Here is a 19,471-nt window from a genome sequence, read left to right on the forward strand (position 1 = left end):
CGGTGTCGGGGCTCACCGGCCGGCCGTCAGGTAGAGGCCGCGGCGGCGGAGCAACCGGCGTTCTGCCGGGGCGAAGAGCACTAGCTCGACGAGGATGCCGACGAACAGGATCACCAGGATCGTCGCGAGCACCCCGGGCAGGTCGGCGAGCTCGCGGCTCTGCTGCAGCATCGAACCGAGGCCGAAACCGATCGAGCCGCCGACGGCGATGATCTCCGCTGCCATCAGGGACCGCCAGGAGAAGGCCCAGCCCTGCTTGAGGCCCGCGAGGTAGCCGGGCATCGCGGCGGGCAGCACGACGAGGGTGGCCATCTCGAAGCGGTTCGCGCCGAGCACGGTGCCCACGCGGCGCAGCTGCGGCGGGATCTGGTCGACGCCGGCGACCAGCCCGTTGGCGATCGAGGGGACGGCGCCCATCAGCACGACGAAGTACACGGTCGCATCGCTCAGGCCGAACCAGAGGATCGCAGCGGGCACCCAGGCGACGGAAGGAAGCACCTGCAGCCCGGAGAGCAGCGGTCCGAGCGCGCGGCGGAGCAGCCGCCACTCCGCAAGGAGAAGGCCGAGCGGGGTTCCGATCGCGACGGCGATCAGGAACCCGATCCCGCCGCGGGAGAGGCTCGTGACCACGGCCGTCTGCAGGTGACCGGTCGACCAGAGGTCGGTGATCGAGGTGAGCACGTCGAGCGGACCGGGAGTGAGGTCGGGGCGCGGCTTGGCGATCACGATATAGAACTGCCACGCCGCGATGAGGGCGAGCAGGAGCACGACCGGCGGCAGGACGCCGTCGGCGAACCGGCGCCACGGGCCCTTCTCGACGAGGGGGGACGTCTGCAGGGCGTCGAGCCCGGCTTCGAGCGTACGGAAGTCCGCCCGGGTGCTCACCGAGGAGCCGGACGCGGCGTCGGGCTCCAGGGAGCCGGGGGTGATGGTCTCGGAACGGGTCTCAGGCGGCATTACGACGGATCTCCTCTCGGAGGTGGTTGGTGATCTCGATGGAGAGGCGGGAAACCTCCGGGGATTCGATCCGGCGCGGACCGTTGTCCTCGATGCGCCACTCGTTCCTGATCCGGCCTGGACGGCTCGACATCAGCAGCACCCGCTGCCCGAGCCGTGCGGCCTCGCGCACGTTGTGCGTGACGAACACGATCGTGCGGCCGGTTTCATGCCAGACCCGTTCGAGTTCCTCGTGGAGCAGATCGCGGGTGATCGCGTCGAGGGCGGCGAAGGGCTCGTCCATCAGCAGCACCTTGCGGTCCTGCGCGAGTGACCTGGCGAGGGCGACACGCTGCCGCATGCCCCCGGAGAGCTCGTGCGGGCGCTTGTTCGCGGCATCCGCGAGGTTGACCAGGTCGAGGAGCTCGAGTGCCTCGCCGCGACGCCGGCCGCGCGGGACCCCGCGCAGCTTGAGGGCGAGTTCCACGTTGCGGCTCGCGGTCAGCCAGGGGAACAGGGCCGACTCCTGGAACATGACGGCGCTCTTCCCGCTCGCGACCGTGACGGTGCCGTCCGACGGGTGTTCGAGGCCGGCGATGATGTTGAGCAGGGTCGACTTGCCGCACCCGGATGCGCCGAGCAGGCAGACGAATTCGCCCGGCTTGATCGTGAGGTTGATGTTGTCGAGCACCACGGGTCCGGCCTTGCCGAACCGCTTGGACAGTCCCTCGACCCGGATCGCGGTCTCGACGTCCGCTGCGACGACCGCGGCAGGCGCGGTGTTTGTGCTGACGCTGATGCCCTGCGGCCGGTTCCCTGAACCGTCGGTGCGGTCGCGCTCTGTCACGGACACGGCGCTCACCGTGCTCCAGAGCCGGTGACGATCCCTGCGGCGAGGGTGGCACCGTCCTGCGCGTTGATCACGAGGAACGCGCCGGAACGGCGGTTCTCGGTGAAGGTCTCGATCGGCAGCGGAGCCGCGAGGCGCAGGCCGACCTCGCCGATGTCGTTGACCTCGAGGCTGCCGGCCGGTTCGAGTTCGAGCGTGTCGAGGTTGAGGCGCCCGGTGACAGCGGCAACGAGGGCCTGGACGGTGTTCGTGCCGAACTTGACCAGGGTGCGGTCGCCAGGCCTGAGTGCCCGCGGGTCCAGCCAGAACAACGCGGCGGTGAGTTCCCTGGTCGATTCGGGCAGGGTGCCCGCTGCGCCGATGACCGCACCGCGGGCGATGTCGAGGTCGTCGGCGAGACGCACGGCGATCGACATCGGTGCGAACGCCTCGGTGAGTTCGATGCCGGCGAAGTCGATGCCGGTCACGACGGTCGTCGCCCCGCCCGGGGCGACGCTCACGCTGTCGCCGACCCGGACGGTGCCCGAAGCGACCTGCCCGGCGTACGCCCGGTAGTCGCGGAAGGAGTCGGCATCCTCCGGTGCGACGGCGACGGCGCCCTGGGGCCGGAGCACGAGCTGAACGGGCAGCCGGAACGCCTCGATCGCGGTCTCGACCTCGTCGACGACCGGGAGGCTCTCGAGCAGTTCGAGCAGGCTCGGCCCGTCGTACCAGGGGGTCCGTGGCGAACGGTCGACGACGTTGTCTCCGACGAGCGCAGAGACGGGCAGCACGTGCACGGCACCGAGGCCGAGATCGGCCGTGACGGCGCGCACCGATGCTGCGACCGCTGCGAACGCGGACTCGTCGTAGTCGAGGAGGTCGATCTTGTTGACCGCGATGATCACATGCGGCACGCGCAGCAGGGACACCACGGAGAGGTGCCGCCTGGTCTGCTCGAGCACGCCCTTGCGCGCGTCGATGAGCATGATCACGGCGTCGGCCGTCGTAGCGCCGGTGACCATGTTGCGGGTGTACTGCACGTGCCCGGGGCAGTCGGCGAGGATGAAGGAGCGGCGCGCTGTCGCGAAGTAGCGGTACGCGACGTCGATCGTGATGCCCTGCTCGCGTTCGGCGCGGAGGCCGTCGGTGAGCAGCGCGAAGTCGATGCCGCCGCCGTCGCCGCCGAAGCCGCGCTCCGTGGACGTTCGGGTGACGGACTCGAGCTGGTCGGCGAGGATCGCCTTCGAGTCGTGCAGGAGACGCCCGACGAGGGTCGACTTGCCGTCGTCGACGGAGCCGGCGGTCGCGAACCGGAACAGGGTTCCCGGGGCGTCTGCGCCGTCGTGGGTGCCGGCATCCGCCGGGCTGAGGAGTGCCTGAGTCATCAGAAGTACCCGTCCTTCTTGCGGTCTTCCATGGCCGCTTCGGAGATGCGGTCGTCGGCGCGCGTCGCGCCGCGTTCGGTGATGGTGGAGAGGGCGACCTCGCGCACGACGGCGGCGACGGATGCGGCGTCCGATTCGACGGCGCCGGTGCAGCTCATGTCGCCGACCGTGCGGTAGCGGACGGTGCGGGTCTCGACTGCTTCGCCCGGGCGCGGCTCTGAGACGGGGCCGATCGCCCGCCACATGCCGTCGCGGCGGAAGACCTCGCGCTCGTGGGCGTAGTACAGCGGCGGCAGTTCGATGCCCTCGCGTTCGATGTAGCGCCAGACGTTGTACTCCGTCCAGTTGCTGATCGGGAACGCGCGCACGTGCTGGCCGACCGTGTGACGGCCGTTGTAGAGGTTCCAGAGTTCGGGGCGCTGGTTGCGGGGATCCCACTGGCCGAATTCGTCGCGGAGCGAGAGGATGCGCTCCTTCGCGCGGGCCTTGTCCTCGTCGCGGCGGGCGCCGCCGAAGACCGCGTCGTGGCGGCCTGCGGCGATCCCGTCGAGGAGCGGGAGCGTCTGAAGCGGGTTGCGGGTGCCGTCGGCGCGCTCCTGCAGGCGGCCGTCGTCGATGTAGTCCTGGACCTTCGCGACGGTGAGGCGGAGGCCGAGGCGCGCGACCGTCGCGTCCCGGAACGCGAGGACCTCTGGGAAGTTGTGGCCGGTGTCCACGTGCAACAGCCCGAACGGCACCTTGCCGGGCCAGAAGGCCTTCGCGGCGAGGTGCAGCACGACGACGGAGTCCTTGCCGCCGGAGAACAGCAGGACGGGACGTTCGAATTCTGCGACGACCTCACGGATGATGTGGATCGCCTCGCTCTCGAGCACGTCGAGCTGGGAAAGCCGGTGGCTCCCGGCCGCCTGCACGGGCGGCGCGGATGTCATGGCGGTCGTGGTGGTCGTGGCTGTCGTGACGGCGTTCACTCGTGGAGCCCGCATTCTGTCTTGGCCAGGTTCGCCCAGCGTCCGGATCGGGGATCGTCGCCAGCGGCGACGGGCTTCGTGCACGGCGCGCAGCCGATGGAGGGGTACCCCTGCTCGAGCAGCGGGTTCACCGGAACCTGGTGGTAGGAGGCGTAGTCGAGGATGTCGTCGAAGCTCCACGCCGCGAGCGGGTTGACCTTGACGAGGCCGTTGCGCTCGTCCCAGGTCACGAGCGGGGTGTTCGCCCGGGTCGGTGCCTCGTCGCGTCGCACGCCGGTGAACCAGAGTTCGTAGCCCGTGAGCGAGCGCTGCAGGGGTTCGACCTTGCGCATCGCGCAGCAGAGGTTCGGGTCGCGGCTGAAGAGTTCCGCGCCGTGCTCGGCGTCCTGTTCCGGGACGGTCTTCGCGGGGAGCACGTCGACGATCCGCACCGGGAGAAGCCGGGCGACGGTGTCGCGGGTCTCGTAGGTCTCGGCGAAGTGGTACCCGGTGTCGAGGAAGAGCACGTCCACGCCGGGCAGCTGCGCGGCGACGACGTGCGGGAGGACGGCGTCGGCCATCGAGCACGCGACGGCGACGTGGGCGACGGGGAAGTTCGCCGCGACCCAGGCGACGACCTCGGCGTAGCCGGCCTCGCCGAGCTCAGCGGCTCCGCGGGCGGCGAGCGCCTTGAGTTCCTCGGCGCTCCGCCGGGGAGCGACGGTCGTCGTGGTGACGGTCGTGGGTCCGGTTCCGGTTGTGGTGTCGCTCATTGCAGGGCCTCCTCGTCGGCTCGGTGCGCCCAGACGGCAAAGGTCTCTGTCTCGCCGCGGTCGGCGAGGAAGCGGAGCACAATGCGTTCGACGTAGTCGGCGATGTCGTCAGCGGTCACCTTGAGGCCGCGGACGGTTCGGCCGAGACCGGCCTCGTCGCGGTCCTGCGAGGCGAGGCCGCCGCCGAGGTGCACCTGGAAGCCGGGGACCTGACCGCCGTTCCCGTCGGGGAGGAGCTGGCCCTTGAGCCCGATGTCCGCCGTCTGGATACGGGCGCAGGAGTTCGGGCAGCCGTTGACGTGCAGGCTGATCGGCTGGGGGACGTCGATGGACGCGAGCCGCTTCTCGAGCTCGAGCACGGCATCCGTCGCAGACTTCTTGGTCTCGACGATCGCGAGCTTGCAATACTCGATGCCCGTGCAGGCGATCGTCGACCGGCGGAACAGGCTCGGGCGCGCGGCGAGGCCGATCTCGTCGAGGGCCACGATCAGGGATTCGACGTTCTCCTCCGGGATGTCGAGGAGCACGAGCTTCTGGTGCGGGGTCGTGCGCAACCGGGTCGAGCCGTTCGCCTCGAGCAGGTCGGCGAGGCTGAGCAGGGTCGGGCCGGAGACGCGGCCGACGAACGGGGTGACACCGATGTAGTAGCGGCCGTCGGTCTGCTTGTGCACGCCGACGTGGTCGCCTGCGCGGGTGGGCGGCGGGGCGGCCGGGCCGTCGGGCAGCGATGAATCGAGGAACTCGTCTTCGAGGATCTGCCGGAACTTCTCGGGTCCCCAGTCGGCGAGCAGGAACTTGAGGCGGGCTTTGTTGCGCAGGCGCCGGTAGCCGTAATCGCGGAACAGGCTCGCGACGCCGTGCCAGACCTCGGCGACCCGGTCGGGAGTGATGAAGACGCCGAGCCGTTCGGCGAGGCGTGGGGCGGTGGAAAGGCCGCCGCCGACCCAGAGATCGAAGCCGACGCCGAGTTCGGGGTGCTCGACCGCGACGTAGGAGATGTCGTTGATCTCGTGCACGACGTCCTGGCTGGGACTTCCGGTGATGGCCGTCTTGAACTTCCGCGGCAGGTTCGCGAGGCTCTCGTCGCCGATGTAGCGTGCGGTGATGTCGGTGATCAGCCCGCTCGGGTCGATCAGTTCGTCCGCGGCGATGCCGGCGACGGGGGAGCCGAGGATGACGCGGGGTACGTCGCCGCAGGCCTCCGTGGTCTGCAGCCCGACCGCTTCGAGGCGGGTCCAGATCTCGGGGACGTCCTCGATCCGGATCCAGTGCAGCTGGATGTTCTGCCGGTCGGTGAGGTCGGCGGAGTCGCGGCCGAATTCATGGGAGATCTCGCCGATGACCCGGAGCTGGGTGGTCGTGAGCTGGCCGCCGTCGATGCGCACCCGCAACATGAAGTACTTGTCTTCGAGCTCGTGCGGCTCGAGGGTCGCGGTCTTGCCGCCGTCGATACCGGGCTTCCGCTGCGTGTAGAGGCCCCACCAGCGCATCCGGCCGTGCAGGTCGGTCCCCTCGATCGAATCGAAACCCTGCTTCGAGTAGATGTTCTCGACTCGCTCGCGGACGCTCAGGCCGCCGTCCTCCTGCTTCCAGGCTTCGTTGCCGTTGAGGGGGGCGGTTCCGTCCACCTTCCACTGGCCGTTGGGACGGCCGGCCTGGCGGTGGGGCCTGGCCGGCGTGGCCGCTTCGGTCTGGTTCGGTGACACGGGATCCTCCTTCGGCGCCGGCACAGCGCGAGCCATAGAGCAGCGTGAGCCGGGGTGCGTTGAAAGAATCTATCGAGAATGAGGTGGAATCACTCGTGTGCGTCGTAACGACCAGTCATGCACCGTAGCAGAGCGTCACACGGATGCGTCGGGCGGCATCCGCTTCTATAGTGTCGGTCGTTGCCGTAACGGCCCCTGTCCTGTTCTGGTCCCTGTCCGCTGTCGGAGGGTGGGCATAGTCTCGCCCCATGACCCAGGTGATCTACAACACGGCGACCTCGTTTACCGGCTTCATCGCGGACGAGTCGAATTCGCTGAGCTGGCTCTTCGCCGTCGACACGGCGGGACTCGAAGACCAGGACCTCTTTCTCGCCGGCATCGGCGTTGTCGTGGAGGGCTCCACGACATACGAGTGGGTGCTGCGTGAGGAGGAGCTGCTCGCCAATCCGCACAAGTGGCGGGAGTTCTACGGCGACCGTCCCACGTTCGTCTTCACCTCGCGCGACCTGCCAACGCCGGACGGGGCAGACGTGCGTTTTGTGCGCGGGAACGTCGCTGCGGCACTGCCGGCGATTCTCGCCGCTGCGGGGGAGAAAGACGTGTGGGTGGTCGGTGGGGGCGACCTGGCCGGCCAGTTCCTCGATGCCGACGCCCTCGACACGATCATGCTCTCGGTGGCGCCGGTCGCCCTGCCCGGTGGGGCACCGCTGCTGCCCAGGAGGGTGGAGTCCGACCGCCTCGAGCTCGTGAGTGCGACGGCCCAGGGCCAGTTCGCGATCCTCACCTATCGCGTGCGCCGTTAGCCGCGTCTCGCCGGCGCCGCCACTGTTCCGTGCCGCCGACCGCCGCGTCTGTCTTCGCAGGCCGCACCCTAAGCGGCGGGCGCGTGCTGCGAAAACGGGCGCGGTTCCATCTCCCGGAAGACCGGGATGCCGAGCGGCAGGAGGGTGACGACCACATAGAGCACGCCGATGATGAAGAAGGAGGCCTGCAGACCGACGGTGTCGGCGCCGATTCCGCCGAGCAGGGCCCCTGCAGGTACGCCGGCCCAGGCCCCGGCGTTGATCAGCCCGAACACCCGTGCGCGCATGCCCTCGGGCACTCGTTCCAACTCGACCGTGCCGAGAATCGGGTTGATGGCACCCGCGGCGACGCCGGAGAGGGCTGTCGCCGCGATCAGCCACGGGAAGGGGAGTCCGGCCGCGAACGCGAAGAGAGACGGACCTCCGGCGAGGGCGAAGCAAACCGAGAACGTGACCCGTCGCGGCAGCCGGTGCGCGAAGAACCCGAAGACGACGGTTCCGAGCAGCGCGCCTCCGCCCATCACGGCCACGAGTACCCCGAATGCCGCGGCGCCGCCCAGCGAATCGTGGGCGTAGAGCGGAAGCAGGGAGGAGCCGCGGGCGGCGTCGAACACGTTGGTGACGAGAATCAGGAGCACGACCGCACGCAGGAGCGGATCGCGCGTTACGAACCGGAAACCCCCAGCGAGTGCCGACCAGTAGCCATCGTTTGCCGGGAGCTCGGCCGCGGCGGGCATCCGCTCGCCGGTGAGGGGACGCGCGACGAACAGCCAGGTGATGATCGCCGAGAGCGCGAAGGTGCCCGCGTTGACGAAGAGGGCGTTCAGGGGGCCGATGCCGGCGATCAGGATGCCGCCGAGCGGGGCGCCGAGGAGGCGGGCGAGGCGTTCGGCTCCGTCGAGGAACCCGACGGAGCGTTCGAGACGGACGTGCGCCTCGGCAGAGAACGCGGGCAGCAGGACCCGCCGCGCGGTCTGGCCGGGGGTGTCGAGGAGGCCGCTCAGGAAGACCAGGGCGAGCAGGCCCCAGAACGGGAGTCCGATCGTGAGCGCGAGGACGGGGATGGCGAGAACGGTCACCCCGCTGATCAGGTCGGCGAGGATGCTGGCGCGCCGGTAGCCGATCCGGTCGACGACGACCCCGCCGAGGGGGCCGCCGATGATGACCGGCGCCGTCGCGAAGAATGCCGCGGTGCCGACCTCGATCCCCGTTCCGCCCGTCGCGAGCACATAGAACGGAACCGCAAAGAGAGTGACGACGTTCCCGGTCTGAGACACGACGTGCGCCGCGAGCAGTGCGGTGAGAGACCGCAGCGCGCGGGTGGTCGCGACGGTCTTCGTCACGGGGTTCGGTAGGCCTGGTACACCAGGCTGACCCGCTCGGAGCCGTCCGCTTCGGTGTGGGCGGCGCTGAGTGCCAGGAACTTCTCGGTGATGACCTCGAGATCCTTCCGCAGCTCCGCGAGCTCGGCGACCGTGAGGCGCAGCCCTCGGTCGGAACTGGGGGCTGCACGCACCCAGTCCACGGGAAGAGCGGGCACGTTGTCGAGGTAGTGCGTGAAGTTGGCGGCGTAGATCTGCACGATCGCGCGCTGGAGAGCGGTCGATGCTGCCAGTGCCGCGGGGTCGCCGAGCAGGTCCGCCGGCTCCCAGGATGTGAGCGCGTGGCTCGACCGCCACCAGCGTTCGCGGCGATCGGTGCCAACGTCCGCGGCCTCCTGGATCAAACCGATGGACGCGAGTTTGGCCAGGTGGTAGCTCACAGTGCCCGGGGCCTCGTCGACGATGTCGCCGAGCAGGGCGGCGGTCTGGGGGCCGAGCTCGCGCAGGAGGCCGAGCAGACGCAGCCGGGTCGGGTGAGCCAGGACGCGCATGGATGCTGCGCTCGTGAGGTGTGCGGTACCACCGGTTTCAGGAGACATGCCGCCACGCTATCTCCACAACAACTATTGCGCAATAACTGTTGTGTTATTTGTTGGGGACGGGGAGTCGTGCCCTGAGGTGCAGACGGTCAGTCGGCGGAGGCGGAGGCGGAGGCGGAGGCGGAGGCGGAGGCGGCGGTGAGTGCGGTGCGATAGCGGTCGGTGACGACGGCGACGAGAAGCGGGCTCGCCAGCTCGGTGGGGAGGAGCAGGGGCGCCGTGACGGCATCCGCTCCTGCCTTCTCGACCAGCCGTTGGAAGAAGCCAGGGGCCAGCAGATAACTGCTCACCACGACCCGACGGCCGGGCCGCAGGATCCGCTCGATCGTGATGGCGCACGCGAGGCGTGGGCGCGCGGCGGACAGGAAACCGAGGGCGACATGGCGTCCGGCGGCGAGGGACAGCCGCTCGGCGACGACGCGGCACGCGGCGACTGCGCGGGCGTCGCTCGAGCCCGCGACCGCGAGCACGAGCGAGTCGTCGGCGTGGAGTGCGACCTCGTCGAGTCGTTCGCGGAGGAGCTCGATGAGGCGGTCGTCGGGTCCGAGCGCCTCGGTCAGGATGACCGAACGCGCGGAGGCCTCGGTTTCGCCGGTCACGGCATCGGTGAGATCGACGTAGACGTGGTATCCGGCGGACAGCAGCAACGGGACCACGACGGCCGGCACACCGGCCGGGAGCGTCGCCAGCGTCGAGGGTGCGTCAGGCTGCTGGACGTCGACATAGCCGAGGGCGGTGAGGAGCTCGGGTTCCGCCAGGGTCACGGCAGCCATGAGCCCGGCGACGGCCGCCTGCCCGGCCGCGGACGAGGTGCCATGGGCGATGCCGACGAGGGCGGGAGTAGTTGAGGCCGTCACCCCTCTATTCTGCACGCGCAGGCCGTTCGCGTGGCGACCGGTTGCCCGGTTCGGTTCGCTGCTTCCCTGTCCCGCCCGGTCGTGCTCGTCAGTCCGTGCCCGTGCTCGTCAGTCCGTGTCCGTGGTCGCGGCGGCCCCGGGCCCGAGGGGCCGGTTGCCGACGAAGATCCCGCCGGGATCGAGCCTGCGCTTGACGTTCGCGAGGCGCTCGAGCGATTCAGGAGGGAAACTGAAGGTCAGATCCTGGCCGGCGGTGAGGAAGGTCGGGAGGGTCAGGCCGAGGGTGCTCCCCTCGAGCGCCCGGCGGAGCGGACCGAACACGGCCTCCGGGTCGGCGGGCCGCTGTTCCTTGAGGAACGAACCGGCGAAGGCCAGGAAACGTGCGTCGAGACGGCCGGCGACCGCCGCCGCATCCGCCCCCTGCTCGGCAATGGCACCGCCGAGGGCACGCAGGCCGAGAACGGTCAGGCCCGCAGGAGTGGCCTCCTGGAAGGCCCGCGCGAGGGCGCCGAGGCCCGCTTCGTCTCCACCGGCGAAGGACGTGATCGCGGCCGTCCACTCGATTGTGGCGGCCGGTTCGGTCGGTTCGGCCGCGACCTCGGCGAGGTGCCCGATCGTGAACGGCCGGGTCTCGTCGGCGAGCACCGGTGCGCCTGCGAGCAGCGGTGCGAGGAGGGGCGCGGCGTCCTCAGCGGTTCCGACGAAGACCACCTCGGCGCTCGCGATCGTCTGGCCGCGGAGCGGCGCGGGCACCTGTTCGATGTCGGGCAGATTGGTCAGGCCGAAGAAGATACTCAACTCGGGCGGGGCATCCGCCATGATCGCCGCAACGCTACCGAAGACGGTCCCTGCGGCGGATGCGGGGAAGACGATCGTTCCGCCGAAGAGGTCGGGAGCCGAATACAGGTCGATCTCGAGCGTGGTGACGATGCCGAACAGCCCGCCGCCGCCGCGCAGCGCCCACAGCAGTTCCGGATCGCTGTCCGCGGTGACCCGGCGCGGCTCACCGCCTGCATCGACGAGTTCGACCGCACGGATGCTGCGGGCCGCGATCCCGCGCCAGCGGCTGAACCAGGAGTGACCGCCCCCGAGGACGTGACCTGCGACGCTCACATCGGGATTGGACCCGGCGAGCGCCACGAGCCCGGAACCATCGAGGCGGCTCAGCAGGGCACCCCAGGACACGCCGGAGCCGACCCTGGCCACGCGTCGTTTCTGATCGATCACGATCTCGTCGAACGCGCTCGTGCGGGCGAGGATGCATCCGGCGAGGTCGCCGCTCGGGCCGTGTCCGCGCGGCTGCACCACCACCCGGTGCCCGTCGGCGCGGGCGGCGGCGAGGATCCGCCGCAGGTCCTCCGGCCCGGCCGGGTACGCGACGGCGACCGGCCGTTGGTCGATCGCGAGGTTCCAGGGGGCGCGGGCACTGTCCCAGTCATCGTCGTATGCACGGACGAGCCTGCCGTCCATGGCCTCCGCGAGGTCGGTGAGCGCGCGGTCGGACGGAGATTCAGGTGTCATCATTCCTCCACAACGAGTCGGAAACGCGTACACGGCCGAGTCTCGGCCTATCCCGCCTCGCAGCCAACCCCGCGACTGAAACCGCGGCCGACCCGGTGTCGATGGCACGCTCGCGCCCGGAGGCAGGGTCCCGCGCTTAGGGTAGAGACATGGCAGAACGCACCCCGTGGTCACTCTCCGGCGCATTGCGCGGCATGTTCGCGAAGAAGACGATCGACGCCGACACCTGGGACGACCTCGAGGACGCACTCATCCAGGCCGACTTCGGCCCCCAGATCACCGAGGACATCGTCGCTGACCTGCGCGCCAAGGTCGCCAGGTACCACACGACAGACCCGGCCGACCTGCAGCGGATGCTGCGCGAAGGCCTCGAGGAACGCCTCTCCCGGCTCGACTCGACCCTCAACCTCAGCGCGCGCCCCGCCGTCGTGCTCGTCGTCGGCGTGAACGGCGTCGGGAAGACCACCACGATCGGCAAGTTCGCCAAGTTCCTGCGCGTCTATGACCGCAGCGTGCTGATCGGGGCTGCGGACACGTTCCGGGCCGCCGCTGTCGAGCAGCTCGCCACCTGGGCCGAACGCGCGGGCGCCGAGATCGTGAAGCCGCAGGCCCAGGGCCAGGACCCGGCATCCGTCGCCTTTCAGACCGTGGAGCGCGCGATCGCGACCGGCACCGAGATCGTGATCATCGACACAGCCGGCCGCCTGCAGACCAAGGGCGGCCTGATGGACGAGCTGACCAAGATCCGTCGCGTCATCGAGAAGCAGACGCCGATCGCCGAGGTGCTGCTCGTGCTCGATGCGACCACCGGCCAGAACGGGCTGGCCCAGGCCGAGGCGTTCATCGAGCACGCCGGGGTCACCGGGCTTGTGCTCACGAAGCTCGACGGGTCCGCCAAGGGCGGATTCGTGCTCGCGGTGCAGGAGAAGACCGGTATTCCGATCAAGCTCGTCGGCCAGGGCGAGGGCATCAACGACCTCACCGGATTCACCCCGCACGTCTTCGCGCAAAAACTCGTCGGATAGGACGACCATGACCATCGAACACGATTTCTTCGGAATCCTCGGCAGCGACGACGAAGGCGAGATCTACTGGTCGGATTCGGCGGAACTGGGCGACCAGGACATCGAGATCGACCTCAGCTCGCCCGATGAGTCCTCGGTTTCCGTCGAGGCGCTCGACATCGCGGCGTTCATGATCAATTCCCTCGAAGACCTCGACTCGCAGGCCCGCGAATCGCTCGTCGCCGAACTCAGCGCCGAGGGGTCCGTCACCGCGCTCTACATCAACCAGTGCCTCGAGGAACTCGATGAGGAGGTCATCGACGACGCCCTCATCTGGGACTCCGGCGACAAGCAGATCGACTTCCTCCGCTCCATCCAGCTGCAGCGGATCGGCTTCCACCCGCACCACATCAAGAACGACGAGCACTTCGCGGTGCTCGACTATTCGATCAGCCCCACCGAGACCGACGCCCTGATCGTCGTGACGCTCGACGTGCACGGCGACACGATCGTGATCTCGCTCGACAGCTGAGGATTCGAGACCGGGCAACACCGGTTAAAGTAGAACCACAATGGCTACTTTTGGAAACCTCTCAGATCGCCTGGCCGAGACGTTCAAGAATCTCCGCACCAAGGGCAAGCTCAGTGCGGCGGATGTCGACGGCACCGTGCGCGAGATCCGTCGCGCCCTCCTCGACGCCGACGTCGCCCTCGACGTCGTCAAGGACTTCACCGCGCAGGTGCGCGAGCGCGCCCTCGGCGACGAGGTCAGCAAGGCGCTCAACCCGGCCCAGCAGGTCGTGCAGATCGTCAACGAGGAACTCATCCGCATCCTCGGCGGCCAGCAGCGCCGCCTCGAGTTCGCGAAGAAGCCGCCGACCATCATCATGCTCGCCGGCCTTCAGGGCGCGGGCAAGACGACCCTCGCCGGCAAGCTGGCGAAGTGGCTCGCCAAGGACGGGCACACCCCGATCCTCGTCGCCGCCGACCTCCAGCGTCCGAATGCCGTCACCCAGCTCCAGGTCGTGGGGCAGCAGGCCGGCGTGCCCGTGTACGCACCAGAACCGGGCAATGGCGTCGGCAATCCCGTCACGGTCGCCCGCGACGGCGTGAAGTTCGCCCAGCAGAAGCTCCACGACGTGGTCATCGTCGACACGGCCGGCCGCCTCGGCGTCGACGCCGAGATGATGAAGCAGGCCGCAGACATCCGCCGGGCCATCGACCCCGACGAGGTCCTCTTCGTGATCGACGCGATGATCGGCCAGGACGCCGTCGCGACCGCGAAGGCGTTCCAGGACGGCGTCGACTTCACCGGCGTCGTGCTGACCAAGCTCGATGGTGACGCCCGCGGTGGAGCAGCCCTCTCGGTCGCCTCGATGACGGGACGCCCGATCATGTTCGCGTCGACGGGTGAGAGCCTCGACGACTTCGAGCCCTTCCACCCCGACCGGATGGCGAGCCGGATCCTCGACCTCGGTGACATCCTCACCCTGATCGAACAGGCCCAGGGCGCCTTCGACGAGGACGAGGCGCGCAAGCTCGCCGAGAAGTTCCAGACCGACACCTTCACCCTCGACGACTTCCTCGGCCAGATGCAGCAGCTGCGCAACATGGGCTCGATCAAGAAGATGATGAGCATGCTCCCGGGCGCCGGGGCCATGAAGCAGCAGCTCGAGAATTTCGACGAGCGCGAGATCGTGCGCACAGAGGCCATCATCCAGTCGATGACCAAGGCCGAGCGCACCACCCCGAAACTCCTGAACGGATCACGCAGGCTGCGCATCGCGCGGGGCTCCGGCTCGAGCGTGACCGAGGTGAACCAGCTCGTGCAGCGCTTCGAGCAGGCCGCGAAGATGATGAAGACCGTCGCCCGAGGTGGAATGCCGAACATCCCCGGCATGGGGCCGATGCCCGGCCTCGGCGGTGGGCGCGGCAAGCCCCGGCAGGCGAAGAAGAAGGGCTCGAAGTCGGGCAACCCGGCCAAGCGTGCCGCGGAGAACCTCGCGATCGCGTCCGGTGAGAAGCCGGCGGGCGCCGGCGCTGAGGCACCGACCGGCGGCGGCACCGGTTTCGGCCTCGGCGGCCGCAAGCCGGCAGTCGCCGGCAAGCCCGGCGGTCCCACCGACGAGGAGATGGCCGCCCTGCAGAAGATGCTCGGCCGCTAACCGTACCGCTCCGTGTACCTTTCCGGTCGAGAGTGACCGCTCAGCGGGTAACTCTCGACCGGACAGGTATACCTCGGGCGTTTAGGCTGGGCGCATGACACTCACGAAGCCCGGTCCCGTCCGCACCGGCGCGCAGGTGGCGCCCCAGCACGCCGAGTACACGAAGATCCGCGACACCGTCGCAGAGGTCGAAGCACTCGGCACCGATGTCGCCTTCAACTGGGACCACTTCTTCCCGCTTTCCGGTGACCCGGACGGGCTGCACTTCGAATCCTGGACGATCCTCGCCGCGTGGGCTGAGCAGACCTCCCGGATCGAGATCGGCGCCCTCGTCAACTGCAACAGCTACCGCAACCCCGACCTGCAGGCCGACATGGCCCGCACGATCGACCACATCAGCGGCGGCCGCTTCATCTTCGGCACCGGCTCCGGCTGGTTCGAGCGCGACTACGACGAGTACGGCTACGAGTTCGGCACCGTCGGCAGCCGGCTCGACGCCCTCGCGGAGAACCTCCCACGCATCGAGGCGCGCTGGGGCAAGCTCAACCCGCCGCCCACCCGGAAGATCCCGGTGCTGATCGGCGGAGGTGGGGAGAAGAAGACCCTGCGCATCGTCGCCAAGCACGCCGACATCTGGCATTCCTTCTCGAGCCCCGAGGTACTCGAGCACAAGCTCGGCGTCCTCGCAGACTGGTGCGCGACGGTCGGGCGCGATCCGGCCGAGATCGAGGTGTCCACGGAACTGCGCGGCCGCACGGTCGACGAGGCAGACGAGCTCTATGCGCTCGGGGCCCGCCTGTTCACGATCGGGCTCTCCGGCCCGGCGTATGACCTCGCCCCACTGACCGACTGGCTGGCCTGGCGCGACGCCAAGAACGCCGCCTAAACGGGCAAGGTGCCGCCGCGGAGTTCCGCGCTGAGCGCGGCCACGACGGCGGGCAGGCTGCCGCCGTTCGCCGCGGCGACGCGCAGCTGGCGCTGGTAGCTCGCGCCGGCATCCAGGATGCCGTTCAGCTGCAGCAGTTCGGTGAGGCAACCGAGGCGTTCCGCGGTGGGGGAGAGCACGCCGATCAGCCGGCGCACGTCGTCGGTCACGAGTCGTTCGGCGCCGCTCGAGTCGAGGATGATCTCCGCATCGAGCCCATATCGCGACGCACGCCACTTGTTCTCGCGCACGAACCACGGCTGCATGCTCGGGACCGGGCGTCCTGCGTCGAGCTCGGTGGACATCCACTCGACGAGGCACTGGATGAGCGCGGCGATCGCCCCGAGTTCGGTGGCCGTCGACACGCCGTCGCAGGCGCGAATCTCGATGGTGCCCCAGCGGGCAGAGGGGCGGATGTCCCAGCGCACCTCGGTCATGTCGTCGATGATCCCGGTTCGGGTCATGTCCTCGACATACCGTTCCCAGCTCGCCCAGTCCTCGAGGATCCAGGGCAGCCCCGCCGTCGGCAGCTGCTGGAACATCTGCGCGCGATTCGACGCATAACCGGTCTCGACGCCCGCCCAGAACGGACTGGACGCCGAGAGCGCCTGCAGGTGCGGGAGATAGCCGAGCAGGCCGTTCAGGATCGGGATGACCTTGTCGCGGTCCTCGATGCCGACGTGCACGTGGATGCCCCAGATCATCATGTTCCGGCCCCACCACTGGGTGCGGTCGATGAGCTTGTGGTACCGCTCCTTGTCCGTGACCTCCTGGTCGAACCACTGGCCGAACGGATGCGAGCCGCTGCAGATGAGGTCGACGCCCCGTGGGTCCGTGATCGCCCTGACCTCGTCGACCTGGCCGTAGACATCCGCAACGGCGCCCGCCACGGTCGTGTGAACACCGGAGACGAGCTCGACGGTGTTGAGCAGCAGCTCTCCGGTGATGTGCGGGTGCGGCGACCCGTCGGGGCCGCGCAGGGCATCGAGCACCTCGTCGGCGATGCAGACGAGGTCACCGGTCGACCGGTCGACGAGCGCGATCTCCCATTCGATGCCGATCGTCGATCGCGCTGATCGGGCGAATTCGATTCCCACGTGCGGTCCTTTGGTCGCGTGGCACCCGGCTGGGTGCTGGTCACAATCCTGACACCGATTGCAGGCGGCCTCCCGCACGAACGCGGAATCCGCTTTCGGCGGACACCCGGTGCCCGGTCGATTATCACATTGGGGCCGACATCTGACAGAATGATTAGTCGAGTTCTCCTGCGCCCGACCCTCTACTCTGACGCAGGAAAAAACCATCTTGAGCTTGTGCCGAGTGTGCCCCCACGCTCACGGCCCTCAGTTCGCCAAAAATCAAATACACAGGAGAATTGTGGCTGTCAAAATCCGTCTGAAGCGCATGGGCAAGATTCGTGCGCCGTACTACCGCATCGTTGTGGCCGACTCGCGCACCAAGCGCGACGGTCGCGTCATTGAAGAAATCGGCATCTACCACCCCACGCAGGAGCCCTCGGTCATCGAGATCAAGTCCGAGCGTGCACTGTACTGGCTCGGCGTTGGCGCCCTGCCCACCGAGCAGGTTGAGGCTCTCCTCAAGCTGACCGGCGACTGGGGCAAGTTCAAGGGTGACAAGAACGCCGTCAGCACCGTCAAGATCAAAGAGGCCAAGGTCGCTTTCGTCGCCGACGAGAAGAAGAAGCCGGTTCTCAAGCCCAAGGCTGAGAAGCCCGTTGTCAAGGAAGAGGCGCCCGTCGCCGAAGCCGCTGACGCAACAGAAGAGGACAAGGCGTAATTTTGCTCGCACCCGCGCTTGAGCACCTCGTCAAGGGAATCGTTGACCACCCGGACGATGTGCACGTTGCTGCCCAGAACTCACCGCGTGGCGAGGTGCTCGAGGTTCGCGTGAACCCCGAGGACCTCGGCCGCGTCATCGGTCGTTCCGGACGGACCGCAAAGGCCCTGCGCACCCTTGTGGCTGCCCTGGCCGATGGCAAGCGCGTGCGGGTCGACGTCGTCGACACCGATTTCTGAGCCGGCGGTGAGCCTCGTGAACGACACTCTGGTACCCAGAGCCCAGTCGCCCCGAGCCCAGCTGCGGGTTGGTCGCCTGACCAAGGCCCATGGCCTCAAGGGCGCCATCAAGCTCGAACTGTTCACGGATGACCCGGGGCGACGTTTCGTCCCGGGCGCCGTGTTCACGCTTCAGGTTCCCACCGGGTCCCCGTGGCACGGTAAGAAGATCGAGCTCGTCGAGCTCCGCTGGTACAACCAGCACGCCGTCGGCTTCTTCAAGGATGTCCCCGACCGGGAAGCGGCTGAGGCACTCGCCAAGGCCATCCTGTGGATCGACCAGGACGACGACGAAGAATCCGACGAAGAAGACGCCTGGTACGACCACCAGCTCGTCGGCCTCAAGGTCGTGCGTGACGGGGTGCAGATCGGTACCATCGGCCGTCTCGAACACCTTCCGGCCCAGGATCTCCTGATCGTCAAGACCGCGACCGGTGACGTCATGGTGCCCTTCGTGAAGGCAATCGTTCCCTCCGTCGACATCGCGACGGGTATCGTCACGATCACCCCTCCGCCCGGACTGCTCGAAGAGCTCCCCGAGGAGCCGGACGACGAGCCCGAAGCCCCGCTCGAAGCGGATGGCGCACCGCACGAACCCGACGCCGGTGCCGAGCCGGACGCCGAGCACACACCAGACCAGAACGGCGCATAGGCGCGACCGGGATCAACCCTGGGGAAGGCGCGCCGCGCCCGCTGGCTCCTCCACTCCCCACGACGCGGCAGCCCTTGCAAGGAGAACCGCCTGTGTCGTACGTCCAGCCCGACAAACTCATCGATGACATCATTCATTCGGGTGTCGTTAAATCGAACCTGACCATTAAGCAGATGATCATCCGCGGAACCCTGTCCGGGGCGATCCTGGGCGCGGCAACGGCGGTGTCCCTGACCGCGGCCGCCCAGACCGGGCTTCCCATCGTGGGCGCCGTGCTGTTCCCGGTCGGATTCGCCATTATCCTGCTGCTCGGACTCGAGCTCGTCACGGGAAGCTTCGCGCTGATCCCGCTCGCGATCCTCGAGGGACGAACGACCATTAAAAAGGGCCTCACCAATTTCGGTGTCGTCATCGCCGCCCACCTGTTCGGCGCCGTGCTCTTCGGCTTCCTCTACGTCGTCTCGATCACCTACATGGGCACCGTGACCACAGACCCGATGGTCCAGGCCATCGTGCATCTAGCCGAGCACAAGGTTCTGCCGTATGAAGCGGTCGGCCCTGGCGGAATCGTCGTCGCGATCATCAAGGCGATGCTCTGTAACTGGATGGTCGCGATCGGCACGATCATGTTCTACACGTCGAAGTCCACCGCAGGAAAGATCCTCGCGATGTGGCTTCCGGTCACGATCTTCTTCAGCCTCGGACTCGAGCACGCGATCGTGAACATGTTCGTCATCCCCGCCGGCATGATGCTCGGCGCCCCGATCAGCATCGGCCAGTGGCTGCTCTGGAACCAGATCCCCGTTCTCGTCGGCAACCTGCTCGGTGCGATCCTTTTCACCGCCCTGCCGGTGTACTTCTCGCACCGCACCCGGGTCAACCGTGCCGCCCACCTGGAAGCGAGCGCTACGACCGCGACCGACGCCGAAACCGCGGACGAGTCCGTTCCCGTCCACGCCTAGGCTTTCT

The 19,471-nt window shown here is 68.4% G+C and carries 20 protein-coding genes; 9 read left to right on the top strand and 11 right to left on the bottom strand.

What is annotated here, in order from left to right; all coding sequences use genetic code 11:
* Window positions 1-12 precede the first annotated feature (12 nt).
* The 6 genes from E3O50_RS19700 to E3O50_RS13475 all read right to left on the bottom strand — a co-directional run bounded on the left by E3O50_RS19700 (window position 13) and on the right by E3O50_RS13475 (window position 6,579).
* Complete coding sequence (locus E3O50_RS19700) at window positions 13-957, bottom strand: ABC transporter permease (protein WP_134447563.1); 945 nt, start codon at window positions 955-957, stop codon at window positions 13-15.
* Window positions 947-1,675 (bottom strand): ABC transporter ATP-binding protein, encoded by a 729-nt coding sequence (locus E3O50_RS13455; protein WP_198413669.1) that lies wholly within the window; start codon window positions 1,673-1,675, stop codon window positions 947-949. Before E3O50_RS13455 ends, E3O50_RS19700 begins: the two co-directional genes overlap by 11 nt.
* Before the next feature lie 119 nt (window positions 1,676-1,794).
* The gene (locus tag E3O50_RS13460; protein ID WP_134560767.1) at window positions 1,795-3,153 is read right to left on the bottom strand and encodes a GTP-binding protein; all 1,359 of its coding nucleotides are present in this window, start codon (window positions 3,151-3,153) and stop codon (window positions 1,795-1,797) included.
* Window positions 3,153-4,082: a sulfate adenylyltransferase subunit CysD gene (cysD, locus tag E3O50_RS13465; protein WP_134448069.1), complete on the bottom strand. Its 930-nt coding sequence runs from the start codon at window positions 4,080-4,082 to the stop codon at window positions 3,153-3,155. The genes E3O50_RS13460 and cysD overlap by 1 nt, the downstream gene beginning before the upstream one ends.
* A gap of 35 nt (window positions 4,083-4,117) precedes the next feature.
* On the bottom strand, window positions 4,118-4,873 hold the full coding sequence (locus tag E3O50_RS13470; RefSeq protein WP_134560766.1) for a phosphoadenylyl-sulfate reductase: 756 nt from the start codon (window positions 4,871-4,873) through the stop codon (window positions 4,118-4,120).
* Window positions 4,870-6,579, bottom strand: a complete 1,710-nt coding sequence (locus E3O50_RS13475; RefSeq protein WP_241975529.1) for a nitrite/sulfite reductase — start codon at window positions 6,577-6,579, stop codon at window positions 4,870-4,872. Before E3O50_RS13475 ends, E3O50_RS13470 begins: the two co-directional genes overlap by 4 nt.
* A 248-nt stretch (window positions 6,580-6,827) precedes the next feature.
* Between E3O50_RS13475 and E3O50_RS13480 the strand changes: the two genes are divergently transcribed.
* Complete coding sequence (locus E3O50_RS13480) at window positions 6,828-7,382, top strand: dihydrofolate reductase family protein (RefSeq protein ID WP_134560764.1); 555 nt, start codon at window positions 6,828-6,830, stop codon at window positions 7,380-7,382.
* Between the two features lie 68 nt (window positions 7,383-7,450).
* Here the strand turns inward: E3O50_RS13480 and E3O50_RS13485 are convergent, their stop codons facing one another.
* From E3O50_RS13485 to E3O50_RS13500, 4 genes are all read right to left on the bottom strand, one after another.
* Complete coding sequence (locus tag E3O50_RS13485) at window positions 7,451-8,725, bottom strand: MFS transporter (protein ID WP_134560763.1); 1,275 nt, start codon at window positions 8,723-8,725, stop codon at window positions 7,451-7,453.
* Window positions 8,722-9,303, bottom strand: a complete 582-nt coding sequence (locus tag E3O50_RS13490) for a helix-turn-helix domain-containing protein (protein WP_134447575.1) — start codon at window positions 9,301-9,303, stop codon at window positions 8,722-8,724. The genes E3O50_RS13485 and E3O50_RS13490 overlap by 4 nt, the downstream gene beginning before the upstream one ends.
* Before the next feature lie 89 nt (window positions 9,304-9,392).
* Window positions 9,393-10,160, bottom strand: a complete 768-nt coding sequence (locus E3O50_RS13495) for a CbiX/SirB N-terminal domain-containing protein (protein WP_241975528.1) — start codon at window positions 10,158-10,160, stop codon at window positions 9,393-9,395.
* A 108-nt stretch (window positions 10,161-10,268) separates the two neighbouring features.
* Entirely contained in the window at window positions 10,269-11,684 is a 1,416-nt protein-coding gene (locus E3O50_RS13500; protein ID WP_166790987.1) for an FAD-binding oxidoreductase, read from the bottom strand.
* Window positions 11,685-11,830: 146 nt separating this feature from the next.
* On the opposite strand from E3O50_RS13500, the gene ftsY reads away from it, so the two are divergent.
* The 4 genes from ftsY to E3O50_RS13520 all read left to right on the top strand — a co-directional run bounded on the left by ftsY (window position 11,831) and on the right by E3O50_RS13520 (window position 15,736).
* The gene (gene ftsY, locus E3O50_RS13505) at window positions 11,831-12,706 is read left to right on the top strand and encodes a signal recognition particle-docking protein FtsY (protein ID WP_134447580.1); all 876 of its coding nucleotides are present in this window, start codon (window positions 11,831-11,833) and stop codon (window positions 12,704-12,706) included.
* 7 nt (window positions 12,707-12,713) lie between these two features.
* Window positions 12,714-13,217: a DUF2004 domain-containing protein gene (locus tag E3O50_RS13510; protein WP_134447581.1), complete on the top strand. Its 504-nt coding sequence runs from the start codon at window positions 12,714-12,716 to the stop codon at window positions 13,215-13,217.
* A 40-nt stretch (window positions 13,218-13,257) separates the two neighbouring features.
* Window positions 13,258-14,850 carry a signal recognition particle protein gene (gene ffh, locus E3O50_RS13515; protein WP_134560761.1) on the top strand — a complete coding sequence of 531 codons (1,593 nt, stop codon included), beginning with the start codon at window positions 13,258-13,260 and terminating at the stop codon, window positions 14,848-14,850.
* A 94-nt stretch (window positions 14,851-14,944) separates the two neighbouring features.
* Window positions 14,945-15,736: an LLM class F420-dependent oxidoreductase gene (locus E3O50_RS13520; protein ID WP_134560760.1), complete on the top strand. Its 792-nt coding sequence runs from the start codon at window positions 14,945-14,947 to the stop codon at window positions 15,734-15,736.
* On the opposite strand, the gene E3O50_RS13525 is transcribed toward E3O50_RS13520, so the two are convergent.
* The gene (locus tag E3O50_RS13525; protein ID WP_134447585.1) at window positions 15,733-16,872 is read right to left on the bottom strand and encodes a glutamate--cysteine ligase; all 1,140 of its coding nucleotides are present in this window, start codon (window positions 16,870-16,872) and stop codon (window positions 15,733-15,735) included. The genes E3O50_RS13520 and E3O50_RS13525 overlap by 4 nt on opposite strands.
* A gap of 280 nt (window positions 16,873-17,152) precedes the next feature.
* Here E3O50_RS13525 and rpsP point away from each other — a divergent pair, with 280 nt between their 5' ends.
* The 4 genes from rpsP to E3O50_RS13545 all read left to right on the top strand — a co-directional run bounded on the left by rpsP (window position 17,153) and on the right by E3O50_RS13545 (window position 19,464).
* A complete protein-coding gene (gene rpsP / locus E3O50_RS13530) occupies window positions 17,153-17,572 on the top strand; it encodes a 30S ribosomal protein S16 (RefSeq protein ID WP_134447587.1) in 420 nt (139 codons plus the stop codon).
* A gap of 2 nt (window positions 17,573-17,574) precedes the next feature.
* On the top strand, window positions 17,575-17,811 hold the full coding sequence (locus E3O50_RS13535; protein ID WP_134447589.1) for an RNA-binding protein: 237 nt from the start codon (window positions 17,575-17,577) through the stop codon (window positions 17,809-17,811).
* 16 nt (window positions 17,812-17,827) lie between these two features.
* Window positions 17,828-18,502, top strand: coding sequence for a ribosome maturation factor RimM (rimM, locus tag E3O50_RS13540; RefSeq protein WP_241975527.1), 675 nt, complete (start codon window positions 17,828-17,830; stop codon window positions 18,500-18,502).
* A gap of 92 nt (window positions 18,503-18,594) precedes the next feature.
* Window positions 18,595-19,464: a formate/nitrite transporter family protein gene (locus tag E3O50_RS13545; RefSeq protein ID WP_134447593.1), complete on the top strand. Its 870-nt coding sequence runs from the start codon at window positions 18,595-18,597 to the stop codon at window positions 19,462-19,464.
* Window positions 19,465-19,471 lie beyond the last annotated feature (7 nt).

The sequence above is a fragment of the Cryobacterium sp. MDB1-18-1 genome (assembly GCF_004402735.1).
Classification (GTDB): Bacteria; Actinomycetota; Actinomycetes; order Actinomycetales; family Microbacteriaceae; genus Cryobacterium; species Cryobacterium glucosi.

Excerpts from the sequence above, each read along its gene's own strand:
- cysD (WP_134448069.1), bottom strand. The coding sequence starts at position 4,082 with ATGACATCCGCGCCGCCCGTGCAGGCGGCCGGGAGCCACCGGCTTTCC.
- E3O50_RS13490 (WP_134447575.1), bottom strand. The coding sequence starts at position 9,303 with ATGTCTCCTGAAACCGGTGGTACCGCACACCTCACGAGCGCAGCATCC.
- E3O50_RS13470 (WP_134560766.1), bottom strand. The coding sequence starts at position 4,873 with ATGAGCGACACCACAACCGGAACCGGACCCACGACCGTCACCACGACG.
- E3O50_RS13460 (WP_134560767.1), bottom strand. The coding sequence starts at position 3,153 with ATGACTCAGGCACTCCTCAGCCCGGCGGATGCCGGCACCCACGACGGC.
- ffh (WP_134560761.1), top strand. The coding sequence starts at position 13,258 with ATGGCTACTTTTGGAAACCTCTCAGATCGCCTGGCCGAGACGTTCAAG.
- E3O50_RS13520 (WP_134560760.1), top strand. The coding sequence starts at position 14,945 with ATGACACTCACGAAGCCCGGTCCCGTCCGCACCGGCGCGCAGGTGGCG.
- E3O50_RS13480 (WP_134560764.1), top strand. The coding sequence starts at position 6,828 with ATGACCCAGGTGATCTACAACACGGCGACCTCGTTTACCGGCTTCATC.
- E3O50_RS19700 (WP_134447563.1), bottom strand. The coding sequence starts at position 957 with ATGCCGCCTGAGACCCGTTCCGAGACCATCACCCCCGGCTCCCTGGAG.
- ftsY (WP_134447580.1), top strand. The coding sequence starts at position 11,831 with ATGGCAGAACGCACCCCGTGGTCACTCTCCGGCGCATTGCGCGGCATG.
- E3O50_RS13510 (WP_134447581.1), top strand. The coding sequence starts at position 12,714 with ATGACCATCGAACACGATTTCTTCGGAATCCTCGGCAGCGACGACGAA.
- E3O50_RS13500 (WP_166790987.1), bottom strand. The coding sequence starts at position 11,684 with ATGATGACACCTGAATCTCCGTCCGACCGCGCGCTCACCGACCTCGCG.